General features: G+C 39.8%; 16 protein-coding genes and 1 tRNA gene. 14 read left to right on the top strand and 3 right to left on the bottom strand.

Annotated elements, in window-relative coordinates; translation table 11 throughout:
* Positions 1–35: 35 nt before the first annotated feature.
* From H7T98_RS09160 to H7T98_RS09135, 6 genes are all read left to right on the top strand, one after another.
* The gene (locus tag H7T98_RS09160) at positions 36–479 is read left to right on the top strand and encodes a flavodoxin (RefSeq protein ID WP_002883520.1); all 444 of its coding nucleotides are present in this window, start codon (positions 36–38) and stop codon (positions 477–479) included.
* A gap of 52 nt (positions 480–531) precedes the next feature.
* Positions 532–2,067, top strand: coding sequence for a ClC family H(+)/Cl(-) exchange transporter (locus H7T98_RS09155; protein WP_175057556.1), 1,536 nt, complete (start codon positions 532–534; stop codon positions 2,065–2,067).
* 73 nt (positions 2,068–2,140) lie between these two features.
* Positions 2,141–2,413: a chorismate mutase gene (locus tag H7T98_RS09150; RefSeq protein ID WP_021145512.1), complete on the top strand. Its 273-nt coding sequence runs from the start codon at positions 2,141–2,143 to the stop codon at positions 2,411–2,413.
* 9 nt (positions 2,414–2,422) lie between these two features.
* Positions 2,423–3,649: a voltage-gated chloride channel family protein gene (locus H7T98_RS09145; RefSeq protein WP_021145511.1), complete on the top strand. Its 1,227-nt coding sequence runs from the start codon at positions 2,423–2,425 to the stop codon at positions 3,647–3,649.
* 127 nt (positions 3,650–3,776) lie between these two features.
* The gene (gene rplS / locus H7T98_RS09140; protein ID WP_002883489.1) at positions 3,777–4,124 is read left to right on the top strand and encodes a 50S ribosomal protein L19; all 348 of its coding nucleotides are present in this window, start codon (positions 3,777–3,779) and stop codon (positions 4,122–4,124) included.
* 50 nt (positions 4,125–4,174) lie between these two features.
* Positions 4,175–4,246, top strand: a tRNA-Arg gene (locus H7T98_RS09135).
* 175 nt (positions 4,247–4,421) lie between these two features.
* Here H7T98_RS09135 and H7T98_RS09130 read toward each other — a convergent pair.
* Together H7T98_RS09130 and H7T98_RS09125 are read right to left on the bottom strand one after the other, a co-directional pair.
* Positions 4,422–4,967 carry a hypothetical protein gene (locus H7T98_RS09130; RefSeq protein ID WP_073686997.1) on the bottom strand — a complete coding sequence of 182 codons (546 nt, stop codon included), beginning with the start codon at positions 4,965–4,967 and terminating at the stop codon, positions 4,422–4,424.
* A gap of 75 nt (positions 4,968–5,042) precedes the next feature.
* Entirely contained in the window at positions 5,043–5,219 is a 177-nt protein-coding gene (locus H7T98_RS09125; protein WP_002883513.1) for a DUF3042 family protein, read from the bottom strand.
* A gap of 75 nt (positions 5,220–5,294) precedes the next feature.
* On the opposite strand from H7T98_RS09125, the gene miaA reads away from it, so the two are divergent.
* From miaA to H7T98_RS09105, 4 genes are all read left to right on the top strand, one after another.
* Positions 5,295–6,206: a tRNA (adenosine(37)-N6)-dimethylallyltransferase MiaA gene (gene miaA, locus H7T98_RS09120; RefSeq protein ID WP_049545618.1), complete on the top strand. Its 912-nt coding sequence runs from the start codon at positions 5,295–5,297 to the stop codon at positions 6,204–6,206.
* 33 nt (positions 6,207–6,239) lie between these two features.
* Positions 6,240–6,740, top strand: a complete 501-nt coding sequence (locus H7T98_RS09115) for a GAF domain-containing protein (RefSeq protein WP_282185667.1) — start codon at positions 6,240–6,242, stop codon at positions 6,738–6,740.
* Positions 6,740–8,392: a DNA polymerase III subunit gamma/tau gene (dnaX, locus tag H7T98_RS09110; RefSeq protein ID WP_107372996.1), complete on the top strand. Its 1,653-nt coding sequence runs from the start codon at positions 6,740–6,742 to the stop codon at positions 8,390–8,392. The genes H7T98_RS09115 and dnaX overlap by 1 nt, the downstream gene beginning before the upstream one ends.
* 167 nt (positions 8,393–8,559) lie before the next feature.
* On the top strand, positions 8,560–8,745 hold the full coding sequence (locus H7T98_RS09105) for a DUF3272 family protein (protein ID WP_002883500.1): 186 nt from the start codon (positions 8,560–8,562) through the stop codon (positions 8,743–8,745).
* Here H7T98_RS09105 and birA read toward each other — a convergent pair.
* A complete protein-coding gene (gene birA, locus H7T98_RS09100) occupies positions 8,732–9,670 on the bottom strand; it encodes a bifunctional biotin--[acetyl-CoA-carboxylase] ligase/biotin operon repressor BirA (protein ID WP_201061713.1) in 939 nt (312 codons plus the stop codon). The two genes, H7T98_RS09105 and birA, sit on opposite strands and share 14 nt — an antisense overlap.
* 279 nt (positions 9,671–9,949) lie before the next feature.
* Between birA and metK the strand changes: the two genes are divergently transcribed.
* The 4 genes from metK to H7T98_RS09080 all read left to right on the top strand — a co-directional run bounded on the left by metK (position 9,950) and on the right by H7T98_RS09080 (position 16,317).
* Entirely contained in the window at positions 9,950–11,143 is a 1,194-nt protein-coding gene (gene metK / locus H7T98_RS09095; protein ID WP_037601155.1) for a methionine adenosyltransferase, read from the top strand.
* 667 nt (positions 11,144–11,810) lie between these two features.
* Entirely contained in the window at positions 11,811–13,583 is a 1,773-nt protein-coding gene (locus H7T98_RS09090; protein ID WP_201061711.1) for a DUF4118 domain-containing protein, read from the top strand.
* Positions 13,580–14,494, top strand: a complete 915-nt coding sequence (locus H7T98_RS09085; protein ID WP_201061709.1) for a hypothetical protein — start codon at positions 13,580–13,582, stop codon at positions 14,492–14,494. The genes H7T98_RS09090 and H7T98_RS09085 overlap by 4 nt, the downstream gene beginning before the upstream one ends.
* A complete protein-coding gene (locus H7T98_RS09080) occupies positions 14,491–16,317 on the top strand; it encodes a DUF2194 domain-containing protein (protein ID WP_002883492.1) in 1,827 nt (608 codons plus the stop codon). Before H7T98_RS09085 ends, H7T98_RS09080 begins: the two co-directional genes overlap by 4 nt.
* The last annotated feature ends 10 nt before the right edge of the window (positions 16,318–16,327 follow it).

Raw genomic sequence — 16,327 nt, 5'->3', positions numbered from 1 at the left:
TATAATATAGCTAATTTATTATTTTGGAGGACATTATGGCTTTAGCAAAAATCGTTTATGCCAGTATGACCGGTAACACGGAAGAAATCGCAGATATCGTTGCCAAAAAATTGGAAGAATTGGGTCACACTGTAGATGTAGACGAGTGTACAACGGTTGATGCCGCTGATTTTGAAGATGCGGACATCTGTATCGTAGCGACTTACACTTATGGTGATGGTGAGTTGCCAGATGAAATCGTTGACTTTTACGAAGATTTGGCTGACCTCGACTTGTCAGGTAAAATCTTTGGTGTTGTAGGTTCAGGAGATACCTTCTACGATTATTTCTGTCATTCAGTGGATGAGTTTGAAAATCAATTCACATTCACAGGGGCGACTAAGGGTGCTGATAGCGTCAAGGTTGACCTTTCTGCTGAAGATGAAGATATCGAAAACCTTGAAGCTTTCGCTGAAAAAGTTTCAGAAGCATTAGCATAAGAAAAAAGCAGAGTAAAGTCTGCTTTTATTGTAGTCAAAAATGGAGTTTTTTATGAATGAAATAGAAAGAGATTTTAGGACGCAATCTCAACATCTCCTTTGGTCCGTTTGGCGAGGGCTCTTAGTGGGGGTGACAGCAGGAGCAGTGGTCAGTCTTTTTCGTTGGTTAATTGCCAAAGGGGCCGCATTTTCTGTAGCTATTTACGAAGACGCCCTTCATAATCCACTTCTGATTCTGGGAATTGTACTTGTTAATCTCTTGATTGCCCTTTTTATTGGTTACCTTATTAAGCAGGAAAAAGACATCAAGGGCTCAGGGATTCCCCATGTTGAAGGGGAACTGATGGGGCTCCTACATCCGTCCTGGTGGTCAGTATTATGGCGTAAATTCCTAGGTGGAGTCCTTGGGATTTCAATGGGACTGATGTTAGGACGTGAGGGACCTAGTATTCAACTAGGTGCCATGACTGCTAAGGGATTAGCCAAGGGACTTAAGCTCTCTGCACGTGAGAAGCGTGTCTTGATTGCTGCTGGAGCAGCAGCAGGGTTATCGGCTGCCTTTAATGCCCCGATTGCTGGTCTTTTGTTTGTCGTCGAAGAAGTCTATCATCATTTCTCTCGTCATGTTTGGGTGACAGCTTTAACGGCATCCTTAGTAGCCAATGCTGTTTCCCTACGCATCTTTGGTCAGGTACCGGTCCTTGCTATGACAGAAAAATTACCCGTATTTCCTTTGAAAGATTATTGGATTCTTATTGTTTTGGGGATTTTTCTAGGTGTTCTTGGATACGGTTATGAGTGGGTTGTCTTACGTATTGGTAAGGTCTACCAAGGGTTAGGGAAAATCTTTCACTTGCCATCTCATTTTCATGGCCTTTTGGCAGTTCTGTTTATCATTCCTATTGGTCTTTATTTCCCACATCTTTTAGGTGGTGGGAATGAATTGATTCTTGCTTTAAATGGTTTACATCCTGCTCTAACTGTGGCTATCCTCTATTTGGCTATTCGCTTTATTTGGAGTATGTTGTCCTTTGGTTCAGGTTTTCCTGGTGGGATTTTCTTGCCGATTTTGACTCTAGGTGCTCTTTCTGGTAGCGTATTTGCGGCAGCTTTTGAAAATCTAGGATTCTTACAAGTCAGTCAGTTCCCTATTTTTATCATTCTTGGTATGGCTGGTTATTTCGGTGCGGTATCTAAGGCACCGCTCACTGCTATGATTTTAGTGACTGAGATGGTGGGTGACCTTCACCAATTGATGACAATTGGAGTTGTGACCCTGATTGCCTATCTTGTCATGGATTTCATGGGAGGAGAACCCGTCTATGAAGCCATGCTTCACAATCTGATTGCCCACGAACCAAAACAAGTTGATAATATACCGACGATGATTGATTTACCAGTTACAGAGAGTTTAGCTGGTCGCTTGGTTAAGGATTTAACCTTACCTGACGGGGTTTTGATTTCCACTCAGATTTTTCAAGACCAGTCTGAGGTTGTTCGTGGAGACACACGTCTAAAAGCAGGAGCAACCTTATATTTGGTTGTTAATGAAAGTAATATCAGTCAGGTAAGAAAACTCTTTTTATAAGCAATTCAATGGCTTGAGGCTCTTTTGTCCTCAGGTCATTTTTGTTATAATGAAGAGAAAAAAGGAGGTCAGTATGGACTTAAATGAGATTCGCCAACAGATTGACACAGTTGATAATGAGATTGTGGCCTTGTTGGAAGAACGTATGAAATTAGTAACTCGAGTTAGTGCTTTTAAACAGCGCACTGGAAAGGCGATCTATGATCCTGAGCGTGAGCAAGCCTTGCTAGATAAAGTAGCAGCGAGTGTCGCAAATCCAGAGTACCAAGAGCCTATCGTAGCTAGCTTTGCAGATATTATGAAACATTCACGCACTTATCAAGCAGGCAAGATTGAAGGAAAGTAGGTTATTAAGATGAAAGTTAGACAATTAAGTGAGAGTCAAGGTCTCTCATACTCCAATTTAGTGATTTTAAGTCTCTATGCTGTCTTTCTAGGAGTGATAGTTGGGCTGATTGATGCTATTTTTGGGCGCGTGCTTATAGGACTCTCGGAATACCGTGACCAGCATATCTTTTATCTGGTCCCAGCACTTCCTTTAGCAGGCCTTTTGATAGTTTACCTTTACCAAAAGCTTGCTGGCAAGGCAGCACAGGGAATGGGATTGATTTTCAAGGTAGGACATAATGAGGAGGATCAAGTCCCCCTAAGGTTAATTCCACTTGTGACTGTGACCACATGGCTGACCCACCTATTCGGGGGATCTGCAGGTCGTGAGGGAGTGGCTGTTCAGCTCGGAGCCACAGTTTCCCATGCTTTTAGTCGCTACTTTAAGCTCCCTAATGCTTCACGCATTTTCTTAACCATGGGGATGGCAGCTGGGTTTGGAGGGCTCTTCCAAACACCAATCGCCGCGACCTTCTTTGCTCTTGAAGTCTTGACCTTAGGACAGTTAAGCCTGCCAATCTTAGTACCGACTCTTATTGCATCTTTTGTGGCTAGTACAACAAGCCATCTCTTAGGTCTTGAAAAATTTAGCCACTTTGTATCCGAAAGTTTGACTATTGACCTTGAGACGTTTATGAAATTAGCTCTTTTAGGTCTGGCCTTTGGTCTAGTAGGAAATCTCTTTGCTTATCTCTTGTCACTAGCTAAAAAGAAAGTAGCAAGTCTGCTCCCAAATCCTTATTATCGTGTTCTATTAGGAAGTGTCGTCTTAACCTGTCTTCTTTTGATTTTGTGGAAGGGACGCTATACAGGTCTTGGAACGAATTTGATTGCTTTAAGTGTTGGTGGTGGTACCATTTATCCATTGGATTGGCTCTTGAAATTGCTCCTTACCGTCTTTACCTTATCTCTTGGTTTCCAAGGAGGGGAAGTAACTCCTTTGTTTGCCATCGGAGCAAGTCTTGGTGCTGTTTTAGCACCAGTTCTAGGCCTTCCAATTCCACTTGTAGCAGGTCTAGGCTATCTGTCTGTCTTTGGTAGCAGTACCAATACCCTTTTAGCGCCTATTTTCATTGGCATTGAAGTCTTTGGTCCCGTCAATGCAATTCCTTATGCGATTGTCATGGCTTTTGCTTACCTCATCAATCATAAGACGAGCATTTATGGGCAACAAAAAATGCTAGAAATGCAATAAGATACTAGACAACCTGATAATTTTTTGATAAGATACTAAGAGTGTGTAATGGACACACAAAAATAACGGCTAATCCGCTGAGACACAGAGGTTGCTCTTAAGATTAGTAAGATAGGAGTATATAAAAATGAATCCATTGATCCAAAGTTTGACAGAAGGTCAACTTCGTACTGACATCCCATCATTCCGTCCTGGTGACACAGTTCGCGTTCACGCGAAAGTTGTCGAAGGAACTCGCGAACGTATCCAGATCTTTGAAGGTGTAGTTATTTCACGCAAAGGTCAAGGGATCTCAGAAATGTACACAGTTCGTAAAATTTCAAGCGGTATCGGTGTAGAACGTACTTTTCCAATCCACACTCCACGTGTTGAAAAGATTGAAGTTGTACGCTACGGTAAAGTCCGCCGTGCTAAACTTTACTACTTGCGTGCTTTGCAAGGTAAAGCTGCACGTATCAAAGAAATCCGTAAATAATTTACAGATTTCACATAAAAAATCTGTCCTCGTGGCAGATTTTTTCATAAGTCCTCTTAGTTAAATGGATATAACAACTCCCTCCTAAGGAGTCGTTGCTGGTTCGATTCCGGCAGGGGACATTTTTAAGCCTTTAACCATGCGGGTTTAAGCTATTCTGCCCCAAATTTAAGCCAAATGTATTTGACACCTATTGAATTATAGGTGTTTTTTTGATAAGCAAAAACCCTAGTCAGGATTAGTCCTAACTAGGGTTGAAAATAGAATACTGGTGATGATAAGTATTCTGTTATCTCATTAATTGGAATTGGCAGTTGTGTCTGTGCTTGATGAAGCTTGTGGGTACTCGTAAGGATTGTTATCAACGTCGTTAATCCACTCATTGCTCTGATCAGTTGAGCTTGAGTGATTGCTTCCTCCACCAGCACCTGCGGCGAAGGCTGCATCGTGACCTCCACCGCCTCCTCCGTTAGTGGCATAGGAGCCATCTTCTGGTCCGCCCCAACCTCGTCCGCCTTCAGTAGGCTTGGACTTTTCTTGATTTCCATCTTGATGAGGTGTTTGGTTGTTTTGTTTTTGATTTGCTCCTTGAGCAGAAGGAGATGCTTGATGCTTATTTTCGTCCTTAGCCTCCTTCTTATGATCTTCCGTCGAAGTAGCAGTTGAAGATTTAGTATTCTCTTTTTTATGAGATGAGCTACTTTTTGATGAAAGGCTGTGAGAGATGTGATGCGTTTTTGCTGTTGGCTTTACAGGTTCTTTTAAATGTTTTGATAAATAACCGAAGAGAAAGAAGAAAGCTAGCAAAGAAAAGGTGATGATATTATATTTTTTTCTTTTCAAATTTGGCTCCGTTCCTAGTCATAGATGAAGAGTTAAAAATAACAGTAAAAAACCAGGTTTCCCTGGTTCTCATTATTAGCGGCTTACACGACGGCGAGCTGCTTTTTTACGGTTTTCTTCGATGAAAGCCAATTTCTTTTCTTCTGGTTCGATAATGGTTTTCTTAACTGCGAAGACAGCACCTGCTACAGTAGCAGCAGTTCCGATAACGCCAGTAGCGACACCTTTAGCGAATGAATGTTTTTTAGCCATGAGACTATCCTCCGTATATGTTATAATATGCTTATATTATCTAAAAAAATATCTAGAATAGCAAGTGAAAACATTATGAAAACCAAACTTATTGTAGTAGCTGGTCCTACTGCTGTGGGAAAAACAGCGCTTGGAATTGAATTGGCCAAGCGTTTTAATGGCGAAATTATTTCAGGAGATAGCCAGCAGGTTTACCGACAATTGAATATAGGAACCGCCAAGGCCACTCCTGAAGAGCAGGCAGCAGCAGTACATCATCTGATTGATGTTCGCAATGTTGATGAGTCCTATTCAGCTTATGATTTTGTGACAGAGGCAGAGGTTGCCATTACAGATATAGTTAGTCGTGGCAAGTTACCTATTGTAGTAGGAGGAACAGGTCTCTATTTACAAAGTCTCCTAGAAGGGTATCACCTAGGGGGGCAGGTAGATCAGGAGCAGGTCTTAGCCTATCGCACAGAATTAGAGCAATTATCTGATCAGGAACTTTTTGAAAAAATTGATCGCTTAGGTATTGAGATTAAAGAGATTAACCGTCGTCGTGCTATCAGAGCACTTGAGCTTCATCGTTTTTCGAAGAATCTTGAAAATACTGAGACGACTTATGATCCCTTTCTTATCGGATTAGATGATGAACGCTCCTTAATCTATAATCGAATTAATACACGAGTAGACAAGATGGTTGAACTTGGGCTCTTGGAAGAAGCCAAGTGGTTGTACGATAATTATCCTAATGCCCAGTCAGCTCGTGGTATAGGCTACAAGGAGTTGTTTCCTTATTTTTCTGGGAACCAGAGCTTGGACGAAGCCTTGGAAAAACTCAAGCAAAATACGCGTCGATTTGCTAAACGGCAATTAACTTGGTTCAGAAATCGAATGACTGTTAAGTTTTATCAGATTTCTAGTCCAGAATATCCTGAAAATGTCGTTCAAGATCTTGAATTATTTTTAAATGAAAGGGAAGGAGAAAAGGTAGGTCAATCTTAGTTTTAAGAACCAATCTTTGCTATAATGGTAGTTATGACTAACGAAGAAAAAAAATCAGCCTATGAATTAATGCTAGCACAGGCTAAAGTGCTTTTTGCCAATGAAAACAATGCTCTGGCCAACTTTTCTAATGCCTCAGCTCTCTTGAATACAACCCTGCCAAATTCTGTGTTCACAGGCTTCTACCTGATGGATAATGTCAAGAATGAGTTAATCCTTGGCCCTTTCCAAGGTAATGTTTCTTGTGTTCGAATTGCCTTAGGTAAGGGTGTTTGTGGTCAGTCTGCAGCAGAAAATAGAACCCTAATTGTCGAAGATGTCACCAAACACGCTAATTACATCGCTTGTGATTCCGCTGCTCGAAGTGAAATTGTTGTACCAATGGTCAAAGATGGCAAATTAGTTGGTGTTCTCGATTTGGATTCTCACCAAGTAGGAGACTATAACCAAGTAGACCAAGATTATCTTGAAGCATTTGTCAAAATTTTACTTGAGAAAACCGAGCTTACATTTGGAATGTTTGAGGTAAACTAATGTATCAAGCCTTATATCGTAAATACCGTAGTCAGACCTTTGGCGAAATGGTTGGTCAAAAAGTGATTTCAACCACGCTCAGACAGGCGGTAGAGTCAGGGAAAATCAGTCATGCCTATCTCTTTTCTGGGCCACGTGGTACCGGTAAAACCAGTGCTGCAAAAATCTTTGCCAAGGCTATGAACTGTCCTAATCAAGTTGATGGTGAGCCTTGTAATTACTGCGATATTTGTCGCGATATTACAAACGGAAGTCTTGAAGATGTTATCGAGATTGATGCGGCATCCAATAATGGTGTTGATGAGATTCGTGAAATTCGTGACAAATCGACCTATGCCCCAAGTCGTGCGACTTACAAGGTCTATATTATTGACGAAGTTCACATGCTCTCGACAGGTGCTTTCAATGCTCTTTTGAAGACTTTGGAAGAACCAACTGAAAATGTGGTCTTTATCCTAGCGACCACTGAATTACATAAGATTCCAGCAACTATCCTTTCTCGTGTCCAACGCTTTGAGTTTAAATCGATCAAACAGGGAGCTATTAAAGAGCACTTAGCTTCAATTCTGGAAAAAGAAGGACTGACCTTTGATGATGAGGCTTTGACTATTATTGCTCGTCGTGCAGAAGGTGGTATGCGTGATGCGTTGTCAATCTTAGACCAAGCACTGAGTCTGTCTCCTGACAATCATGTCAGCCAAGCCGTAGCTGAAGAAATCACTGGTTCTATTGGTTTGACAGCCTTGGATAGTTTCGTCGCTAACGTTCGTAATCAAGATACTACGCAAGCTTTATCAAATCTCGAAACTCTCTTTGATAATGGTAAGTCTATGACCCGTTTTGCGACTGATCTCTTGGAGTATTTCCGTGATCTTTTGATTGTCAAAGCAGGTGGAGAGAACAGTCACCATAGTCCCCTTTTTGAAGAGAATCTTTCTCTGGGCCAAGACCGACTTTTCCAAATGATTGATTTGGTTACAAGTGCCTTACCAGAAATTAAAACTGGAACACATCCTAAAATCTATGCGGAGATGCTGACTATAAAATTGTCAGAAACCCATAGTCAGATGTCACAAGAAATTCCAGGAAATTTACAAGAAGAGTTAGATAGTCTTCGTCGCGAAGTAGAAGGCCTACGTAAAGCTCTTAAAGAGGGCAAAGTCCAAGGAGAAGTAGCACCAACTCGAAAAGCCAAACCTGCTTATCAGTATAAGGTGGATCGTGAAAAAATTCTCACTATTATGCGTGAAACCATGGAAAATCCGCAGAAATCACGCCAATGTCTGGATGCCCTAAAGGCAACTTGGCCTGAAATCTTGGATTCTATTAGCCCACAAAATAGGGCCCTTTTGAATGGATCTGAGCCTGTATTAGCCAATCAGGAAAATGCCATCCTGGCTTTTAATGCTGCCTTTAATGCTGAACAGGTCATGAAACGCAGTGATCTCAATGATATGTTTGGCAATATCATGAGTTCAGCTGCCGGTTTCTCACCCAATATTATGGCTGTTCCAAAAGCAGAATTTGAAAAACTCCGAACAGAATTTGCACGAAGCCTCAAATCCAAAGAAGAATTGGAAAAAGAAGATCGTGAAGAGTATATCCCGCAAGAACTTGAATTTCTCTCTGATGTTGTAGAAATAGAGGACTAAAAAGGTCCAGTGGACCTTTTTAGGTCCGAGCCTAGAAATAGAAAAGCGAGGAGATTCAGTGTAATTTGATAGATTTCTGAATCTGATATTTGGAAGGTTTATCCTTGTAAAAATGAAAAGAGCCTAGACTGCTTGTCCTAGGCTCTATCTATTGATATAATAATCTTATGATTCAACAAATTTTGTTTATTACGCTTGAAACTATTTTTGAAACGGTTTGTTTTAATTACAGTTTACAGCACGGCTATTACTTTTTTACAGCCTTTTTTGGTTATTTACTGTTTCGTCGTCTTTGGACAACCTATGTTGTTTCACGCATTGCGCGTGCAGCCGACAAGTCTACCAAGAAGTAAGACTTACTTCGCCAGCGGTCAACCATTTTTCCTGGCCATCATCAGTAAGAACGAGAAGTTGGCCCTTATCACCAATTTCCTTGGCAATACCAGTATAAGTCCTTCCAGCTTGTTCAAAGGTCACTTGTTTGTCTAAAACGAGGGACTTTTCTTTATAAACTTTGACCAAATCGCTAGTCGGAATGGTTAAAAAGAGTTTCCAAATTTCTGAAATGAGCTGGTTTCGAGTGATGCTTGGTTTTTTAGAAGTAAAAAGACTAGTAGCTTTATTAGCTAACTCTTCAGGAAAATCACTGATTGAGAAGTTAAGCCCAACCCCGATAATGACATCTGTGATGCGACCAGATTCGATAGAACTAATGGCTTCGGTAAGGATACCAGCCATTTTTTTGTTGTTGAGGTAGATGTCATTAACCCATTTGATTTCTGTATTGATGCCAGTTAGACGCTGGATAGCTTTGACAATAGCAGCTGCCGCCATCATCGTATAAGGTGGTAACTCCTCAAAATGACAGTTGGGCTTTAAGTGGATACTCATGTAGATACCACCTTGTGGACTGACAAAGAAGTGACGTTCAAATCGTCCTTTGGCTGCTTTTTGACTTGATGCCAGGTATAGAGCAGGTGTTGGATTATTCTTTTCCATGCCATGTTTAGCATCTAGTTGGGTAGAGTTAGAATCTGGATTAAAGTAGACTGGAATGTTGAGTTGCTTAGAGATGTCTTGAGGAAGAAGAATATCTCCCTTTTCTAAATAGTAGCCTTTCTTCCGTACACTTGTAATGTCAATTCCTTGTTCTTGTAGTGTTTGGATTGCCTTCCAAATGGCTGTCCGTGAGACACCAAGGCTTTTTGCCAAACTCTCTCCCGTCACAAAGTCAGGACTCTTCGATAAGATGTCATAAACGTGTTCATAAGTTTTCATATCCTAAGTATAATACAAAAGATGGTAAAATGCTCACTATAAATTATTGATAAAGCTTGATAATAAATAACTATATGACTAGACTGAAAAAACATGATATAATGGAAGGTAGTTATTAAGTCCCGATAAGGCAACAGTCATCCTAGGGTTGGCTGTTGGTTCTTTGTAACTTTTTAACGGCGTCTAGCTCTATTAGGAGTATAGCGTTTTACCTATTAGGAGACGGTCAAATCTGTTTTATCTAATACTATTTTTCATATTAAAAGGGGGACATTTTATATGTCAGAACGTAAACTTTTCACGTCTGAATCTGTATCTGAGGGGCATCCAGATAAAATTGCAGACCAAATTTCAGATGCCATTCTTGATGCGATTTTAGCAGAGGATCCAGATGCACACGTTGCAGCAGAAACAGCTGTCTACACTGGTTCTGTCCACGTTTTCGGTGAAGTTTCTACAACAGCTTATGTGGACATTAACCGTGTGGTTCGTGATACTATCGCTGAAATTGGTTATAACAATGCAGAATACGGCTTTGCAGCAGAATCTGTTGGGGTTCACCCATCATTGATCGAACAATCTCCAGATATTGCTCAAGGTGTCAATGAATCACTTGAAGTTCGTGGAACTGGTGACCAAGACCCACTTGATCTTATCGGAGCTGGTGACCAAGGTTTGATGTTTGGTTTTGCTATTGATGAAACTCCAGAGTTTATGCCACTTCCAGTTAGCCTTTCACATAAATTGGTTAAAAAATTGGCAGATTTGCGTAAATCTGGTGAGATTTCATACCTTCGTCCGGATGCTAAATCTCAGGTTACTGTTGAGTATGATGAGAATGACCAACCAGTACGTGTTGATACAGTCGTTATCTCAACGCAACACGATCCTGAAGCAACTAACGATCAAATTCGTCAAGACGTCATTGAAAAAGTCATTAAAGCAGTTATTCCAGCCGAATACTTGGATGACGAGACAAAATTCTTTATCAACCCAACAGGTCGTTTTGTTATTGGAGGACCTCAAGGGGACTCTGGTTTGACTGGTCGTAAGATTATTGTTGATACTTATGGTGGTTACTCAAGACACGGTGGTGGTGCCTTCTCAGGTAAGGATGCTACTAAGGTTGACCGTTCAGCTTCATATGCCGCTCGCTATATTGCTAAAAACATCGTAGCTGCTGGTCTTGCTAAGAAAGCAGAAGTACAATTGGCTTATGCTATTGGTGTTGCTAATCCTGTGTCTGTCCGTGTTGATACCTTCGGAACGGCGACAGTTGCTGAAAGCAAACTTGAAGCTGCTGTCCGTGATCTCTTTGACTTGCGTCCTGCAGGTATCATTCAAATGCTTGATCTTAAACGTCCTATCTACCGTCAAACAGCAGCCTATGGTCACATGGGACGTACTGACATCGATCTTCCATGGGAAAAATTGGATAAGGTAGATGCCCTCAAAGCAGCTGTAGGAGATTAAAAATATTTAATATAACTTTCAATTTAATAATATCAAAACAACAGAATTTAATTTTTTTGAATTCTGTTTTTTATTTTGAAAATGAATAATATGAATTTTCTGACTTCAGACACATGTAAACCCAAAGGATTGAGTAATTAAAGGGTAAAAACGACTAGCTAAAAATAAATTCTTTAGGTGAAAAACTTTGAAAGGAGTTGAAAAATAAGAAAAAATTGCTATAATAAGAGTGACGATGTAAATATGAAACTAGAGTCATTTTAGATTGATAGAGTAAGAAGAAATACCTTTAAATAAGGTCTAACAGGTGTTAGATAATCTAAAGTGATCTGGTTAGTTTGTGATTTCTTGGGGAAGCTAATCAACATAACAAGATATTTAATTAGTCAATTTAATCTATTCTTTAATAATATTAATTTTACTTAATGTTTATTTAGGATAATCTTGTTCTTTCTTATGTTTTTTGAAATCTTTAAGAATCTTCAAAAGAGATTCTGATGAGAGTTAGGTTATCACTCATTGGGGAGGAAGACATAGCTTTCAAAGGGCTTTCTTAAGAAAGGCATTACATTGTGGTCTTGAGAGTATTGGGAAATACTTGAGACTAATGATTAGAATGGGTAGAGAGTGTAGTTAAGGGGACACTCTTAAAAGTGGGGAGAAGTTTATGAATATTTTGATACTTGGTAATACTGCTGGATTAACAAACGATTTCATTTTGAAAACGTTTCCTAATCAAGCAGTTTTTATTTTTGGTCATACAGGTGTAAAGAACTCTCGTAAGAATAAAATCACCGTTTATACCAAGCATTATGAGAACAACCAATTAGAAGACGTTTTTGATTTTCATGATTATGATCAAATCATCTATTTTTCGGAATATCTCAATTACGGACATGAAAGTTCAGGGGAGATTGAAAATCTCATCAGATTGTTAGAGTGTCTTAAAGATAGAAAAAACAAACGATTACTTTATATCACAGGTCCTATCCTTGAGGATGGGAAAAGAAGTTTACAGACGACAACAAAGGATACCTTATTATCCTGGAGTCGAGAATTTGGGGTCAACCTTAAAGTTCTATATAGTCCCTTTCTTTATTCAGTTATTAATAAAGAAGATTATCTTTATAAACTGTTTGTGCGTTTAGATGACCATGAACAGGTAGAGTTAAAGGAGTCATCACAAAGTCAGGCGACTTTTATCAGTCTATCTGACTTGGGAGATTTGCTTCACAAATTATGTGAGCGATGGAATGACACCTATGAAAGCATTATTATTCCGGATCCTTTCCAACTGACTTTTGGGGAGCTCTTGCAAGCTTTGGATAAATATTTCCCTAATAAGCAGGTTCATTTCCTAGAGGAAAGAAGAATTAGGAAATATGATAATGATCCTGAAAAGCATCATGATTTGCGTGATAGGTTTGCTTGGTTTATGCGTTATGCCTTGGTGCGTGACTTGCCAGATATTTACGAAGACTATCAAAAACAGCGAAAAGGGTCTCTGCGTGTTTCTAAGTTCCGCAATATCATAGATAATATCGTTAAGCAAAAGAGAAATAAGAAACTTGCTGCTGTTGTCGTGACCTTCTTAGTCTTTGAAGCTTTTCGATATATGACTCAAGGTCAGTTACAGTTCCAATTGATCGACCTACGTTTGCTCTTTGTTGTCTTGATTAGTACAGTTTTGGGCATGGGGTATGGCTTGTTCTCGGCAGTTCTTGCAATTATTGGTTTGACCATCAGTCAAATCATGTCTGGAACTAGCTGGCAACTGCTTCTATATAATACTGACCGTTGGGTTGCCTTTATTGCCTATATCTTTATCGCTGTGGTTTGTGGTTTTGTGGAAATGAAGAAGAAAGATGACAAGCTACAACTAGATAAACAGTTGGAAACAGTTAAGGAAGACTATCTTATCCTTAATCAATCCTACGATACATTACTCCATGAAAATAAAGACCTGAAAAATGCCTTGTTAGCAAGTCAAGATGGTCTTGGAAAAGCCTATTCTTACTTTGTGACTTTAGATCATACTAGTGTTGAGAAGGTTCTTAGACAGACGCTTGATTTGGTTTCAGAAATTTTGAATGCTCCTGTTTCACTTTATGGAGGTGGTCCTTTCCAATACGAGCTTCTTTTGGGAGATAACGATAAGAAGCAAGTATCTTTGACAGATTTTAAAGAAATTGGAGGTGCCTTTGGTCATGGACGTGTCTGGGCTAATAAATCATTGCTTGAGAATCGTCCAGCGTATGCCATGGAAGTTAAGACCAAGGCAGAGGGTACTTTTATCATTTGGGTAGAGGCTGTTCCTTTTGAAGCCATGTCTACTAAAGTGTTAAATGAGCTTGAGGTTCTTTCAAAAATGAGTCGTTCTTTCATTGAAAAGGCAGAACTTCTTGAACAAACTAGTCTTCAAGGGAGGGTTGCACAATGATTCCAGTCCTTATTACTAGTATCTTAACGGTTTGTTACTTCTTATCTATAGCACTTGTCTATAAGGCTATTGTCAGTGGCAAATCAGACTTAACAATTTTTTACTTGATTTTCCCGATTGCTTTACCTTTCTTTGGGGCAGGTCTGATTCATATGATTTCTAAACCAAATCCTGGTAGACATCGCCGTGGTCAAGAAGCAGTTGGTGGTAAAGTTAAAGATTTGACCATTGATTTTGGAAATATCGATGATTTTCAACGTCCGAAGGAATTGGCTGAAGAAGACATCGTACCTCTTGAAGAATCTCTCTATTTGAATAAGGCTAAGGAAGCTCGTCAACAATTGATGGGATTGGCTAATGATGATCCGTCTCATTTTATGGATTTGCTCTACTTGGCTCGTTTAAATGAGGATAGTGAAATCGTCCACTATGCGACAACCTTTATTTCTGAAATTTCAAGTCAATACGATGAGAAGTTGAGTGCCTTTGAGAAACGTTTTGAAAAGGGTGAAGAAGACCTTGACCTCTTAACCGAGTATTGTGACTTTATGGAAGACTACCTATCTAAGGAACTTCTAAGCAAACAAATGGAAGGTTTGCTTCGTAAGGAGTACGAGGAGCGTCTCTTGCAGAAACTTAGTCATGGAACGACTGCTACGGACTTAGTGAGAGTTATCCATAATGAACTAGCTCTTGGTTTTTATGACTTGGCCCAAAAGCATTTGACACAGCTTTCAATTAAATCACATGCGGATGATGTGTATTATTTGTATTTGGAATATTACTATCAAACTGGTCAGTTTAATGAATTTAAGAACATGATTCGTGAGATGCAAGGCAAACAGGTTGTTCTTTCTAAGGACAAACAAGATCTCTTGAACTTCTGGCAAGGAAAAGAGGTGATGGCATGAAATTAGGTAAAAAGAATGTTATCCGCAAAGAAACCTTGCTAGGTGTCGGACTTATTTTGTGTTTGGCCATCGGACTCTTTGTTCAAAAGAAAGGGGAATGGTACCCAACTCAAGGTAAGGAAGCCTATCTTACCGGAAAAGTACCTTCTACGGCCTCAGTTGTCAAGGATTTAGATAAAGATACACTGGTTCTTTATGATAGTGAAAACGAGACGAGTCAAAGGGCTTGGAAACAGTTTGAGCAAATTCTAAAAGATATGCGTATGGGAGCTAAGTTAGTCGATGTGGCTAAACACGAGTCCTATTCACTTTCAGATTATAAAAAAGTAGTCCTTCTTGTCACTGACCTTTCTCGAATGGAGGACCAGGTTCAGCCACTAATGGATTGGACTGAAAAAGGTGGTCAAACACTTTTTGCAGTAACCATGGGGAAAGAAAGTAATCTGGATGCCATTGATCATAATCTTGGCGTAAGTTATTCCAATTTTGAGATGGATGAGGTCAAGGAAATCTACGTGGATCCTGACTTCATGATTGGTGGGGGACGCAATTATAAAATTGAAGAACCTTTTGAGTCAGCTAGAAAAGTCTCACTTGAAAGTGATGTTAAGGTACATGCTAAAACAACAGATGATTCTCATACACCGTTGATTTGGGAAAAATCATACGGCAAAGGGAAGTTTGTCGTTGATAACCTTGGAATTTATGAGCGTAATGTTCGTGGTATTTATGCTGCTTCCTATAGTCTTTTGACTGAAGCGACAGTTTATCCAGTAATCAATGGTTCTACCTATTATATAGATGATTTCCCATCACCTGTTCCAGCCGGAGATGGTCGTTTCGTTAAACGTGACTATGACATGTCTGTGTCTGAATTTTATACCAATGTTTGGTGGCCAGACCTTCTAAAACTACATGAAAAGTATGGTATTGTTCATACAGGTGTGGTCATCGAAAACTATGAGGCCCAGACAGATGGTAAAATTGTTCAACAAAATGATTTAGATCGTTTCAAGTATTTTGGAAATTCGCTTTTGGCTAATGGTGGTGAACTTGGTTATCATGGTTACAACCACCAACCTTTGAGTCCTTCATCTGTTAATTATGGTGAAAAGTATGCCAGCTACAAGACTTGGAAGGATAAGGCTGCTATGAAGGCCAGTCTGTCTGAGTTGATTCGTTTTGTCAACCAACTCTTTCCTAAAGCGCAAAAATCAGTATACGTTCCACCATCAAATATCCTTTCAAAAGAAGGGCGAGAGGTAATCGTTAATGATTTCCCAGAAATCAAGGCTATCTCAAGTAACTATTTCCCAGGAGATTTCACTTATTCGCAAGAGTTTGAAGTGTCACCTGATGGAATGATTGAAGAGCCACGTACAGTTTCTGGTGCGGTTTGGGACGATTTTTCACAGATGACGGTCTTTTCTGAAATGAATATGCACTATGTCAATAACCATTTCCTTCACCCTGATGATGTTCTTGATGTCGATCGTGGTGCAGAATTGGGTTGGGCAAAGATGTATAAGGCCTTGGACAAGGAAGTTAGTTGGGTCCACAATATGTCACCTTCGCTCAGGAATCTAACAGGTTCAGAATTAGCAGGTGCTGTTCAGCGTTACGGTATTTTGAAAGTTTCTCAAAAATATACCAAAGACGCCCTAAAAATTGATCTTGAGAATTTTCATGATCATGCTTACCTTATGGTTCGTTTAAATCAAAACGAGGTTAAGAAGGTAAAAAATGGTAAGGTTACGCATTTAACGGGTGATCTTTACCTATTGGAGGCTACGAATAAGTCAGTCACCATCACATTAAAATAAGGCAAAATAG

The sequence above is a fragment of the Streptococcus sp. 23.2 genome, assembly GCF_016648665.1.
In the GTDB taxonomy this organism is placed as follows: domain Bacteria; phylum Bacillota; class Bacilli; order Lactobacillales; family Streptococcaceae; genus Streptococcus; species Streptococcus salivarius_E.
This window is presented reverse-complemented; position numbering and strand designations above follow the sequence as displayed.